Origin of the sequence: Dictyobacter arantiisoli, from assembly GCF_008326305.1 — a bacterium.
GTDB classification, from domain to species: domain Bacteria; phylum Chloroflexota; class Ktedonobacteria; order Ktedonobacterales; family Ktedonobacteraceae; genus Dictyobacter; species Dictyobacter arantiisoli.
Genome location: NZ_BIXY01000006.1, coordinates 1 through 13,571, shown reverse-complemented (window position 1 = coordinate 13,571; position 13,571 = coordinate 1). Strand labels below are relative to the sequence as shown.

Genomic DNA, 13,571 nt, shown 5'->3' with positions numbered 1-13,571 from the left:
TGTTCCTAATTGATACATGAGCACATCCTTTGAGAGGATTTGAAGATGGCACAAATTGCGACACCAAAAAATCAGCAAGCACGATCAGCAAGCAATCCCTGGGCAACCGCTATCACAATCATCCGGCAGCAAGGGGCATTGATTGCGCTGGTGCTGGTTTTTGTAATAAGTTCAATCAGCTTTAATGGCTTCCTGACTTCCTATAATATTTTGGACAACGTATTGGTTTCGAATGTCCCTATTGGACTCATCGCTCTGGGAATGACATTTGTGATTATCACTGGGGGGATCGATTTGTCTGTCGGTTCAACGATTGCGCTCTCCTCAGTTGTGGTTGCGCTTACCAGTTCACACGGCATGTGGTTCGCTCTGGCTGCCGCGGTTCTTACCGGTCTGGCGGTGGGTCTCTTTAATGGCTTTATTATTACACAGATGCACGTTCCTCCCTTTGTCGCAACGCTCGCGACACTGTTGGGAGTGCGAGGCTTAGCCTTATATTTCTCAAATGAGCATAACGTCACAGTCATGAGTAGCGACCTGATCAACTTTGGCAATGGGGATCTTTTTGGCATTCCCAATCCTGTTATCGTCCTGGTTGTGGCTTTTCTGATTGGTATGCTTGTCCTCAACTATTCACGTTTTGCTCGCCACCTGCTGGCGATTGGAGGGAATGCAGAGGCTGCCCGATTGCTTGGTGTTCGTGTCAATAGCACGTTGCTTGGAGCATATATGCTGAGCGGAGCCTTAGCAGGACTTGCCGGCGTGTTTATCGCGATCCAGACCTTTAGCGGCTCTGGTAATCTGGCAAATGGATATGAACTCTCAGCCATTGCTGCTGTTGTCGTAGGTGGTACGCTCATCTCCGGTGGTGAAGGGTCAGTCTTTGGAACCTTTGTAGGAGTTTTGCTTCTTGGCTTTATCCTCAATATTCTGAACTTTCTGAGTGGTGCTGGCGTAACACTCAATCCATTCTGGCAGGATGTTGTGCGTGGTGCCTTTTTGCTTGTGGTGATTCTCCTGCAAAGCAGATTAGCGAATAAGAAGCTGGAACGAGTTTGACTCTTTGTTCAACGCTCCCCAAGACATCTTTACTCCGTGAAGAGGTACCAGACGATTGATGAGCAAGCGCATGCAGAGGGAAGTTATCACTTTTGATGAGGCGCACAGAGATCGTGACCTTTCCTTGACTGGAGGCACAACAGGATAGACGACGCGCTGGACCAGGCCATTGCGTTCCAGCGCCCGCAATGTTTGTGTCAGCATTTTTTTGAGATGCCATCAATGCGCTTAAGCAATTGGCCAAAGCGCATAGTATCCCTTTCCAAGGCATAGATAACCAGGGGTGTCCACTGATCCGCGATCAATTGGAGCACATGCCGTGACAGGCAGTTCGCCTGAAAAATATCAGGGGGTGTTTGTTGTGTAGTTTCCATATGGTAACTCTATCACTTTTTAGTGCCTTCTTACAAGATAGATGTTTTTCATGTAGAGTAGCTACCAGTGATAGGTTATTCACTCATCTGAAATCAAAGGATATAAAAAATCTTTCACTTGTTCTTTCACGTAACTTTATTAAAGGAAGAGAGTTTCCTTAATCGAATGAGAAATGAGAAAAAGGAGGGGAGAATGCCCAAAGCTGTCAGATTTGATCAATATGGCGGAATCAATGTGTTGCAGGTGGTCGATGTCGAGCGACCTGTTCCGGGTCCGGGACAAGTCCTTGTCAAAGTCAGGGCAGCCGGTATTAATCCAGGGGAGGTGTCCATCCGTAAGGGATTGTTTGCTGATCGGTGGCCTGCCACATTTCCTTCTGGGCAGGGCAGCGACCTGGCAGGCGTTGTTGCCGTTGTCAGTGAAGGAGTGCAAGGTTTTGCTGTCGGCGATGAGGTGATTGGTTTTACGAACGGGCGAGCCAGCCAGGCAGAGTTTGTTGTTGTGGAGAGCTGCGATCTTACCCATCGTCCGCGCAACGTCTCCTGGGAGGTTGCTGGCTCGTTGTTTATTGCCGGGACAACAGCCTACGCGGCAATTCGCGCTGTTTCGCTGAAACAGGGAGATACCGTCATTGTCTCAGGTGCCGCAGGCGGAGTCGGCTCTATCGTGGTTCAACTGGCAAGAAGAGAGGGTGCAAAGGTGATTGGCCTGGCCAGTCCAGCTCATCATCAGTGGCTGCACGACCACGGTGTTATCCCGGTTGCCTACGGTGAGGGCGTCGAGGAGCGTATTCGTGCGGTCACTGACGATCACCTCGACGCCTTTATTGATACATTCGGTGCCGATTACGTCGAACTTGCACTCAAGCTTGGCGTCCAACCGGAACGTATCGATACGATTATCAACTTTGAGGCGGTGACAGCGTATGGCGTCAAGGCTGAGGGGAATGCTCAGGCGGCCAGTGCGGCTGTACTGGCTGATCTTGCCCAGCGTATCGACCAGGGGGAACTGGAAATCCCAATTGCCCGTGTCTATCCCCTCGCTGATGTTCGAGAGGCGTATCGCGAGTTGGAGCAGCGTCATACCCATGGCAAGATTGTACTCGTGCCCTGAACGCCGCTGGCGATGTCGCTGAGATTGAATCAATCGATGTTTGGGGAGAAACCACCGCATGATGGGCACCGCCTTAATATCCTGTCAAAAAATACGCTGATTGGTGTTGATGTTATTGTTGATGGCAAGGGGCAGATCTGGTTGACCGAAGATTTTGCACGACCCATGTAGTATGTTACGCTGTTGTTGCCCGCTATGACAGAGAACGTTATGGTGGCACAGGGCGATGAAAAAGGAGTGGTCTCAAACCGCTCCTTTTTCTGTAATCTTAGGGTTCTGGTATGGTGCTCCATTTTGAAATGTTGCCATTGGATGGCGTGTAGGCAGTGAAGGCGTCGAGCAGATCACTCGGGTCTTCAGCGGTGATGATCATGCGGGCATGTTCGTCTTTGACGAAGCCCTCGGTCACTGCATGTTCGATGAGTGAGAGTAGGGGATCAAAATAGTGGGCGATATTGAGCAGGCCCAGCGGTTTCTGATGGATGCCGAGTTGTGACCAGGTGAGCATCTCGAAGAACTCATCAAATGTACCAAAGCCTCCTGGGAGCGCGATAAAGCCATCCGCGTACTTGGCCATCAAAGCCTTGCGTTCATGCATGCTCCCAACTTCATAAAGTTTGGTGACTTGACTGTTCGCGATCTCTCGTGGGAAGAGATCTCTGGGAATGACGCCGATGACTTCACCACCAGCCGTGAAGACGCTATCCGCAATGATGCCCATCAAGCCAGCCCGTCCTCCACCATACACCAACCCCAATCCACGTGCATTGAGCTCCTGACCGAGCGAACGTGCCGCCTGCTGATACTCTGGTCGCCTTCCTACGTTTGATCCAGTATAGACACAAATATAGTGCATGAGGTAATCCGATCCTTATGGAAGTTCTAGATAATTTGCTTGTGAACTAATATATGCTGGCAGATAATCTCCTTATATTCCTCTCATTGCTTCACCTGTTTAGCATAGCAATTTCGGCTGATACGAAACAACTTGTAGTGGTAGAAGTTGCCAGCATGAACAATGCAGAGTTTGAAGGACTGCCTCATTTTTGATCTCTCTCTAAAGAATTGACACTCTTTTCTACGAAAATGGAGCTTAAAAGTTGTGATGGTTTTGTCAACTTTTTGAAAAACCGAATGTTGTGGTAAACGAAAAGCATGCAAAAACCCTGGCTGCGTTAGCCATTCTGCGCCTGGTCAGGTTTTGGACTTTTCGAAATTATGTATTGAGGATCATTTCCTGCTGCATTTATGTTTTGTTTACGGAGGAGGCGGGATATTTATACGCTATTTATGCTTTCTCTGTTATATTGCGGATAGAGGTTTTGGGCAGCTTGACAATGTTGATTGGGTAGTGAATGTGCTGTCTTTCGTCATGTATTTGCGTGTACAGCCTCTGCTCTAGAGAAGATTTGAACTGGTATGCAAGTGTATTCGATACTATTCGAGAAAGGGGTTCGGTGAACGCCGCTTATTGCGTATGAAAGACTCTTCAGTTGTTACCCGGATAGGGCCCTATGCTATTGATTTACAGAATGTGACCAAGAGATTTTTGGCTCCGACTGGTCACCCTTACACAGCTTTACGGGATCTCAGCCTTAGTGTCGCACCGGGCGAATTCTGTGCGATCGTTGGCCCGACGGGTTGTGGAAAATCCACGACGCTTGGTCTCATTACAGGATTGGAACGACCAAGTGCGGGACAGGTAAAAGTTATGGGGCAGCCTGTGCAGGGGATTGATCCGCGTATCGGCTATGTTTTCCAGTCTGATGCGATCTTCCCCTGGAAGAATGTATTGCATAACGTTGCCACAGGTCCACTTTTCCGTGGTCAGCCGAAGGCACAAGCGTTCGAGCGTGCGAGAGATTGGATTGCGCGTGTAGGACTCTCCGGTTTCGAGGATCGTTATCCTCATCAGCTCTCTGGTGGTATGCGCAAACGTGTCGCGCTGGCTCAGACATTTATCAATGAGCCGGAGATCTTGTTAATGGATGAACCGTTTAGCGCTCTTGATGTACAGACACGGACATTGATGGAAGATGAACTTCTGCATATGTGGTCGTCCATCTCGGCCTCAGTTGTCTTTGTCACACATGATCTGGAAGAAGCCATTTCCCTGGCTGATCGTGTCTGCGTCTTAACCGCTGGGCCAGCCACTGTCAAAGGCATCTATACTATTGATCTGCCGCGTCCGCGTAATCTAGCAGAGATCCGTTTCGAGCCACGTTTCGTCCATCTATATCAGGAGATCTGGGAGGATCTTCGTAAGTGGAGTACTCAATCCCACAAGGGAAAGGCTATCCGCAACAATACCAACCAGGCGGCCATCGGAGGTGCGCATGGGCTCGGCGATAATCACACCTGCATTGAAGGTCGTTTCAACCGCAATTCCCACTTCAAAGACAGGACCAGTCGCCATACGTGCCAGATCCACAATCTGCGTAGGAGAGAACTCCGATCCAACTCCTAGATTGTCCTGAGGCCAGATGCCGCGCAGGTTGCCGACCGGGTCGAGCCAGTAAACATGATCCACATCACTATGTATACTCTGGAAAATGTGAAAAATAGTAGCTGTTGTGTCAGAAGAGGGAGATTGTAAAGCGAGATTGCTGAGAGCCACAAGAGCGCTTTCAGCATCATGTATCTGTTGACTGGTATCCAGAGCGATGTCCTGTGCTAGAGCCAGTTCAGATGCCTGGGCATCGTTTTGTAACTGTCGTTCGACTACTGTATCGACCCCCACCCCACCTAGGAGCACAACAATAATAAAGAGCAGGTAGACGCTTAGCAGTTGAATCAGAAGTGATTGACGCACAAATTGTGGCATAGCCGAAGTACTCCTCAGTGAGTATTGCGGGATGATTTATCATCTACGACAGTAAAAATGATGCTTCACACATATCAGCGAGAGTAGTCTTGTAGTAATTTTCCTGAACTTTCGAATAGAAGAGTTTATTATGGGAGGAATGCTTCGTTTGTTCTATTGGTGCAATCACCTGTTTTCTCTCTTCAGATCATTGGTTACAATGATGTTCGAAGGTTCAAGTAAATTAGCATCTTATGTTTCAGTGTTGATGCCAATATATTTGTACTATTATATCATTCTGTTAACGAGAGGTGTACAGAGTGTGCCATTGACATTTGTCGAATATCCTGGATCCGGCACATTTTAGGTGAAGCCCACTTGGAAAACGTTTGTTACATTCCTCGCCTCCAAAATCTCCCGAGGCAAAGCTTGCAATTTTCGTTCATCTGTGGTACATTGCTTGCTCATGCAAGCAATGTACCACAGATGAACCGTTAGAGGAACAACCTGAGAGGAGAGAACGCATCATCGCTGTAGCTTCGAAGGTGTTGGCAGAGAAGGGATATAACGACACAAAGGTTGTTTTTTTTATTCTTCATTATTAAGCATTGCTGCAGGGCTGTCCAGAGCGCACGTCCTGCTGCCGACCCACCCTGGTTTTGCAGGTGAGCCACGTCCTGAGTGGTTCAATAGCATTGATGATCTCGCCTTTGCTTATCTTGAGTTGCTGGAACGGCTCAACCTGCGTGATGTCCTGGTCATTGGGTCCTCAGTAGGTGGCTGGATCGCGTCTACGATGGCCTTGCGCGATACCACGCAACTGATAAGTGGTCTCGTTCTGGTCAATGGCGTGGGTATTCAGGTTGATGGGCATCCAGTTCCTGTAGTGTTGATAACGTCTGTTGCCTACACTTGAGAGATTGTGTTGTAGCCAGCGTGCCATCGCTTCGTCCTCGTGTAAAATGCTCTGGCAGACCGTGGCTGTTTGCTGTTCTCCCATGATCGAGCTCATTGATCAAGCTGTCGCCGGTATTGGCTCAGACGACTGACGGTAAATCGCCTGTGGACTTGACATCAGACCAAAAATGCTTCGGCATTAAGGCAGTTGGGAGCCAAGCAGGAACAACGAAATTCGGTGTGGAGGTGTGCATATACACGTTTGCATATGAAAATTGGAGCAGGTGCAATGAGGTAGAAGACGGTGTGGATTCCCAGAGAGTGGCGAGAGCAACAGGGGTAACGTAAAATGCTTGCCGCAGGAGCGGTGGCATCAATGAGGAAAGAAAGGGTTGATCCCAGGGGATGCTCAGCGAATTTGTCAGTGCCCAAGCATCCAGGGACGTCCATGGGACTGGTGAACAATGGGAGGGGCTGGCCTCTTTTGTCGTTTATCAGGGTAGGTATGGATGATTTCTGGTTCGTAGGCACTTTTTTCGGCACGATAACGTGCACTTGCTTGTGCTGGCGGCGTACGCACCAGACCAGGCGCTGTATAGATCCTCCTGGCTATGCGTTGACATTCAGGACATGGCATGGGTGCCGTCGCCTCTGCAAGTGAGCGAAAACACTCAAACGAGCCGCACTGCTCACAACAAAATTCATATCGTGGCATACTTATTCTCCTCACTGCTTTCGTTTAAGCGCTCGGGAATTTTGATACAAAGAAATTGTACACTATTTGTTTACTACTTACAAAAGAGTTTTTCTATTGAAAAGTTAAACGGTGTTCTCCTTCCCTTGACAGAGAGAATATTTTAGAGTAATGTGCTATTGTACATAGAGAAAAATAAGATAAGCGTAAACACAGATGCTAGCTGTGTTTAGCAAGAGCCTGGGGATACCTGTACTTAGCGTTCTGCGACGCCTTTTCCTCTGCAAAATAGGAATAATGACAAAGTTGTGGCTGATGTTCATCTCTCGCATTTAACGCAACACTATAGCGTACTTTTTGTGTAGCGTGAACGATCCTGGTCACGGACGGATTGCGCGCCTCCTTCATAAAAAGGATCACGTACACTTCACTCATATGGACCATATCAATCGCAAAGATTGATATGTCTTAGCGTGTTTATTGCCTAAGTGAAGGGAAACGATCATGACGACTACTACAACTACAATGGGCCTGGAGACGTTATTCGGAGTAGATCTGAACAAATCCTGAGTGAAGGGAAACGATCATGACGACTACTACAACTACAATGGGCCTGGAGACGTTATTCGGAGTAGATCTGAACAAATCCTGGAGCCAGCAACAAATTGTTGGGCACAACCGTTGGCATCCAGATATTCCAGCTATCGCTTCAGTGAAGCCCGGTGCCGTCTTCCGGATGGAATGTAAAGACTGGACCGATGGACAGATTCAAAACAATGATAGTGCCAACGATGTACGCGATGTTGATCTCTCTATTCCCCATGTACTTAGCGGTCCAATTGCCATTGAAGGTGCAGAGCCAGGCGATGTGCTCGTCGTTGATATTCTCGATGTTGCACCATTTCCAGGAAAGGTGACCGAATGGGGCTATACCGGCATTTTTGCTCAAGAAAATGGCGGCTGTTTCCTTACGGATCATTTCCCCGATGCGCACAAAGCCGTCTGGGATCTGAGAGGAGTAGTAGCAACGTCCCGGCACATTCCTGATGTACGTTTTGTTGGTATCTCTCATCCTGGTTTGATTGGTTGTGCACCCTCTCATGAACTCCTCAATACCTGGAATAAACGCGAAGCAGATCTGATCGCTACTAATCCTAATCGGGTTCCGCCACTGGCCTTGCCACCACTTGAGAAAAATGCGGTGATGGGATCATTGAAAGGGGGTAATATGCAGAATGCGGCGCGCGAGGGAGCTCGCACGGTACCGCCACGTGAACATGGTGGCAACTGCGACATTAAAAATCTGACCCGCGGATCGCGTGTCTACTTCCCGGTCTATATAAAGGGCGCCAACCTGTCAATGGGTGATCTCCACTTCTCACAGGGCGATGGCGAGATCACTTTCTGCGGTGCCATTGAGATGGCCGGCTATATTGATCTCCAGGTGAATTTGATTAAGGATGGTATGAATACGTATAAGATCCAGAGTCCCATTTTTAGGAGCAGCCCACTGGAGCCCCGCTACACCAATTTCATGGTCTTCGAAGGGATCTCGGTGGATGAATCAGGCAAGCAACACTACATGGATGCACATATTGCCTACAAAAACGCCTGTTTGAATGCGATCGACTACCTCGAAACCTGTGGCTATACAGGAGAACAAGCCTATATTCTCCTGGGTGCGGCACCGATCGAGGGGAGGATCAGTGGCATTGTGGATATCCCTAATGCTTGTTGCTCACTGTACCTGCCCATGGAGATTTTTGAGCGCGATATAGAGCCAATGCGGCATGCGGTCTCGCAAAAGGGACAAGTAGCAATGAGTAGTTAAACGCGCACTGTGTGGTCATACCTTTGGGTCATACCTTTCGCCAGCCCGGATACGCATCAATGAAGGTATCCGGACTGGCCTGGAGGTGATAGAGATGGAGCATCCAACAACTCTGGAACATCTGACCACACCCTGGGAGCGGATCACGAACGAAAACGCTCTGATGAGCTTTGTGGATACGCTCTTGCGCGGCTGTGGACAGGTTATGTTCCAAAATAATCCTCTGACAGGTCTCCTCATTCTGATTGGAATTTTTGTGAATTCCAGTTTATTAGGGATAACCGGGATAATTGGTTTGGTAGTAAGTACTTTGACGGCTTTGGTGCTTAGAGCAGATCGAAGTGTCATTCGAGCGGGCCTCTTTGGCTTTAATGGCATTCTGACCGGCATCGGTATCGCATTTTTCCTCAATTGGAATGCAATGCTGCTGGTCTATATCTGTATCGCCAGTATCCTTAGCAGTATCGTCATGATGGCTCTGTCAAATCTGCTAGGAGATCGCGATATTCCTGCTCTCACGGCACCTTTTGTCATCACCACCTGGCTTTTCCTTTTTGCTGTCTTTCTGTTTAGTCGGCTCGAACCTTCTCAGGCGATCCAGCCTGCTCTGTTAAAGCCAGGCATGAGTGTGCAGACCGACCTCAGACCGTTCCCAACGACATTGATTGGTTCTGGCAACACTCCTCTCAATCTCGTAGAAGCCTTTTTCCGCGGCATTGGCGAGGTTTTCTTTCAAGATAATCTGATTACCGGTGTAATATTCCTGGTAGCCATCCTTATTAATTCACGGATCTCTGCCCTCTTTGCAGCGCTTGGTTCTCTTGTGGGACTACTCAGCGGGCTCTTCCTGCTGGGTGGAAATGGCTATTGGGCTTATCATGGTCTTTATAGTTTTAATGCCGTCCTGTGTGCGATAGCCATCGGTGGGGTATTCTATGTCCTGACATGGCAGTCCGCGCTCTATGCCTTGTTTTGTGCCCTGATTGCCACCATCATTACTGCCTCGATCAGTGTCCTGCTCTCACCATTTGGAATGCCCACACTGACGGCCCCCTTTGTCTTGACCACCTGGCTTTTCATCCTACCAAAGGCTGGCTTCAGGGCCTTACTTCCAGTCACGCTAAGGGATGTCACTAATCCTGAACGTATTCGTCGTATGTATCGAGAAGGTGCGCTTGCCCATTAGAATGTGAAGAGCTTTGTTCAGAGCCAACCAATCACACACCTTCGACTATAAACCAGGCAGCCAGGCAAATTGCCTGGCTGCCTGGTTTGAGATCTCTCAGCAGTATTTCACGATTTTTAGATTCAATATGCTATCATTGTTCGTAATGAAGATCATCTTGCCTGTGATAGCATATCAAATTTAGCATCAGAGCCTGCTTATAAAGCTGTTCAGCCTCGACGTATCTTCCAAGATCACGGTAGAGATTGACCAGCACGGTCAAGGCTCCAGATACCTGTGGGTGCTCCGAGATGGTACGCTTGCACCTTTTTCTTTTAGGCATGGTTCAAAACCATGCCTTAGCTATTTATAATGATGGATATCCAATTTACGTTTTGTGTGGAAAATCCTACCGAGCACATTTGTCTTTTTCCTTATGCGCAAGCAAAGATTGATAGGCTTTCCTGGTTTTTATGGTCTCGGAATGTTCCAGGCCTAAACTCTGTTCAAATATGCAATACGCTTGCTGCAATAGATATTCCTCCTGTTCTCTTTTGCCCTGTTTCTCATAAAGTCTTGCCAGCCCTGCCATACTCCGTGCTGTTTCAGGATGGCGTTGACCTTGATGTTGTTCCATAATATGTTGAGCCTGCTTATAGAGTAATTCTGCTTGTTCATCCTTGCTTTGCTTCGCGTAAAGATCAGCCAATTCATTCAGGAAAGTTGCCACATGGGGATGCTCTGATCCCAGCGCTTGTTCCAGAATAGATAATGCTTGCTTATACAAGGGCTCCAGCTTATCCTCCTTTCCCTGCTTATTATAGAGATCAGCCAGGTTGTTGAGAGTATAAGCCACATGAGGGTGTTCCGGTCCCAGTGATTGTTCAAGGATGGACAGTGCTCGCTTATATAATGCCTCTGCTAGCTCATCTTTCCTTTGATTCGAGTAAAGATCAGCTAGCCCACTTAGCAAAGTTGCTATACGGGGATGCTCTGGCCCTAATATCTGTTCTAGGATGATTAATGCTCGTTGATAGAAAGGTTCGGCTTCTTCGTATTTCTGTTGTTCTTGATAGAGATCAGCTAACCCATTAAGTGGAGCGGCTAGATCAGGATGCTCTGGTCCCAGCGCCTGTTCTAGAATGGTCAGAGATTGCTTATAGAAAGGCTCGACCTCCTCATATTTTCCCTGTCTAAAGTAGAGTGACCCCAGTCCGTTAAGCGACGTAGCTAGATCAGGATGCTCCGGTCCCAGTTCCTGTTTTAAGATAGACAGAGCTCGTTTATACAACAACTCAGCCTCTTTATGTTTTCCCTGCCTGAAGTAGAGAAGCGCTAATCCATTGAGAGGAGAAGTTAGATTGAGATGTTCTGTCCCTAATACTTGTTCCAACGTAGAGAAGGATTGTTGGTACAATAGTTCTGCTAGCTCATATTTTCCTTGCTCACGGTAAAGGTTTGCCAGCCGATTGAGTAGAGTAGCCTGTTCCAGATAATCTGTTTCTCGTGTTTGTTGTAAAATGCGTAGAGATTGTGCATACAATGGCTCGGCTTCCTTATATTGAGCACGCTCATAGAGATAGTCGGCTGTTTTCCGCAACACTGGCGTCAGTTTTTGGTCTCCCATTGGATCTGGGAAGGAGGTTGCAACTGCCAACACATGAGGTAAGAGGCGTTCACATTGTTCCCATGTATTGTAAGTAACTTCAGGATGTACTGCATCGAGGCCTGCGATAATCTGTTTTAGACGTGCTATTTGCTCCGGCTCGCCCATCTGATTCCGCAACACCGTTTGCACCAGGCGATGGATGGAGAGGGTATGTGTTTGTGCTGAGCGTCGTACCAGTGAGTAATTCCTCAAAACAGCGATGGCCTGATCAAACTGGGATGGATCACTAGCCAGAGGTGCAAGTATCGGTCCCAAATGAGTGGCCCCCACTATAAACAACTCTTCAGGGATGGCTTCAGCATACAGCAAAGCACAGATTCTTAGGATTTCTGCAGCTACTGGCTGTCCTTGTTCGACCTGTTCCATTGTTAGCTGGAAAGTAGTGGTTACAGCCTGTGGGTGATCACTTACGGTACTACCCCGTCGGTCCAACAAAAGGACGTGCTGCAGTTCATAACGTCGTAGATAATCAGCGAAGCCGCATCCGGTTTCTTCGATATAAGCCCCTGCCTGATCCATAGCCAGGGGCAATCCTCCCATCTCAGTTACCAATTTCGAGGCAGCAGCATATTCAGCAGGCATCCTCATCACAAGAGGCTGTATCTGTTCACTCTCCATTTTGGGCCCAATCACCTTAGCACGGCGCAATACAAACAATATTCCTTCTGCTTGCCTCATCGGCATCAGATTTATTCCTTGTGCCAATGTGCCGAGTGCCTGGCGACGTGTGGTGAGCAGGATCGCCCCCTGTCGAGTAGGCGGCAGAAAGAGTTGAAGCAGTTCCAGATCTTCCAGGTTATCCCAGATAAGTAGCCAATTGCTATGCGTCACCAACCAACGTTGCACCGCAACCACGATGTGTTGTTGCTCCTTTTTTTTGCTCTCTGGTAAATATAACAGTTCAGCAATGCGGAGCAGAGCAGACACGACACTCTCCATAGTTTCCGCTTCAATCCAAAAGGCCGCGCTGTATTCAGACGCGTACCGATAGGCATATTCTAATGCAATCTGTGTTTTGCCAATTCCTCCCAGTCCATGTATGGCATAGATCTGGGTCAACCCGACTGCTTGATCGATTCTCAAGAAGGTATGTAACTGTTCCAGGACCTCTTCCCGACCAGTAAAAAAAGGATTACGCCTGAAAGGAATATTCCAGAACGTAGCGTGTGGTGGGGAGGTTGACAAGGGTAAAGTTGGTTCCTGCCTCACTGTAAGAGCCACATCGTCAATTTTTTCATCATCCCCACGTGGGAGTAGGCCGATCTGCTCAGCATTGAGTTCAAAAAGCGCTTGAAGCTTCCGTTGGAAATGAGCACTTGGAAAAGTGACCCCACGTTCCCAACGCCCGATAGTTTTAGGATCAGCAACGCCTAACATCTCTGCAAGTGAGGAACGTGACCATCCGCGACGCTCGCGTTCCCGCCGTAACCATTGGTTTGAAACGGTTTTTTCTTTCATGGTTATCCTCTGACGTTCCTTTGTTTTTATAGCACAACAGGTTGGAGTTCCCTGTTATCGACATGCACATGTTGTAAATATGGTGCTAATTAGTTTTGGAGATTTTTTATTGTAGCAAGATTATATAGCGATTATAATATAAGGAAGAGATTTATGCAAATATATCAGGTAATCTTCAGGTGGTTTAAGGAGCCCCAGGAAAGACGTTTTTCCAAAGGGGTATTCTGCATCACTCAAGACTCTCGCAAGAGCGATTTTTTCTGAGGAAAAGCGTAAAAGGAGTGGCCATACAAGAGACCATTGATCTCTTTTCCTCAGAAACTTGTCTTATCGGTCAGCCTGCGAAGAGGCTTTACAGCTTCTCGTTGTTTTCCGCTCCGTTGTTGATACTGTTGCTAAATTACCAAGGGTGCAAATCAGGCGGAAATTTGCTACGATAGAGATCACAAGAGAATGAGTCCAGTCTAAAGAAAGGAGAGCCTCCATGTCGATGTCCCCTCACGCCAT

At 48.0% G+C, this 13,571-nt stretch carries 8 protein-coding genes and 2 pseudogenes; 6 read left to right on the top strand and 4 right to left on the bottom strand.

Annotated features, from left to right (window positions below):
- Positions 1 to 45 precede the first annotated feature (45 nt).
- Positions 46 to 1,059, top strand: a complete 1,014-nt coding sequence (locus F1593_RS03370; protein ID WP_149400155.1) for an ABC transporter permease — start codon at positions 46 to 48, stop codon at positions 1,057 to 1,059.
- Here the strand turns inward: F1593_RS03370 and F1593_RS03365 are convergent.
- Positions 1,030 to 1,310, bottom strand: a pseudogene (locus F1593_RS03365) (winged helix-turn-helix transcriptional regulator). The gene F1593_RS03370 and the pseudogene F1593_RS03365 overlap by 30 nt on opposite strands.
- Before the next feature lie 316 nt (positions 1,311 to 1,626).
- Here F1593_RS03365 and F1593_RS03360 point away from each other — a divergent pair.
- Positions 1,627 to 2,547 carry an NADP-dependent oxidoreductase gene (locus tag F1593_RS03360; RefSeq protein ID WP_149400154.1) on the top strand — a complete coding sequence of 307 codons (921 nt, stop codon included), beginning with the start codon at positions 1,627 to 1,629 and terminating at the stop codon, positions 2,545 to 2,547.
- Between the two features lie 268 nt (positions 2,548 to 2,815).
- Here the strand turns inward: F1593_RS03360 and F1593_RS03355 are convergent, their stop codons facing one another.
- A complete protein-coding gene (locus tag F1593_RS03355; protein WP_149400153.1) occupies positions 2,816 to 3,403 on the bottom strand; it encodes an LOG family protein in 588 nt (195 codons plus the stop codon).
- Between the two features lie 621 nt (positions 3,404 to 4,024).
- Here F1593_RS03355 and F1593_RS03350 point away from each other — a divergent pair.
- Positions 4,025 to 4,813 (top strand): annotated as a pseudogene (locus tag F1593_RS03350) (ABC transporter ATP-binding protein); the annotation flags it as partial.
- Between the two features lie 1,144 nt (positions 4,814 to 5,957).
- Positions 5,958 to 6,266: an alpha/beta fold hydrolase gene (locus tag F1593_RS03345; protein ID WP_308482565.1), complete on the top strand. Its 309-nt coding sequence runs from the start codon at positions 5,958 to 5,960 to the stop codon at positions 6,264 to 6,266.
- Between the two features lie 402 nt (positions 6,267 to 6,668).
- Here F1593_RS03345 and F1593_RS03335 read toward each other — a convergent pair whose 3' ends face one another.
- On the bottom strand, positions 6,669 to 6,962 hold the full coding sequence (locus tag F1593_RS03335) for an FmdB family zinc ribbon protein (protein WP_149400151.1): 294 nt from the start codon (positions 6,960 to 6,962) through the stop codon (positions 6,669 to 6,671).
- A gap of 565 nt (positions 6,963 to 7,527) precedes the next feature.
- Here F1593_RS03335 and fmdA point away from each other — a divergent pair.
- Both fmdA and F1593_RS03325 read left to right on the top strand, forming a co-directional pair.
- Complete coding sequence (gene fmdA, locus F1593_RS03330) at positions 7,528 to 8,772, top strand: formamidase (protein ID WP_216368760.1); 1,245 nt, start codon at positions 7,528 to 7,530, stop codon at positions 8,770 to 8,772.
- Positions 8,773 to 8,866: 94 nt separating this feature from the next.
- Entirely contained in the window at positions 8,867 to 9,958 is a 1,092-nt protein-coding gene (locus F1593_RS03325; protein WP_149400150.1) for an urea transporter, read from the top strand.
- Between the two features lie 388 nt (positions 9,959 to 10,346).
- Here the strand turns inward: F1593_RS03325 and F1593_RS03320 are convergent, their stop codons facing one another.
- A complete protein-coding gene (locus F1593_RS03320) occupies positions 10,347 to 13,064 on the bottom strand; it encodes a helix-turn-helix domain-containing protein (protein ID WP_149400149.1) in 2,718 nt (905 codons plus the stop codon).
- Between the last annotated feature and the right edge of the window lie 507 nt (positions 13,065 to 13,571).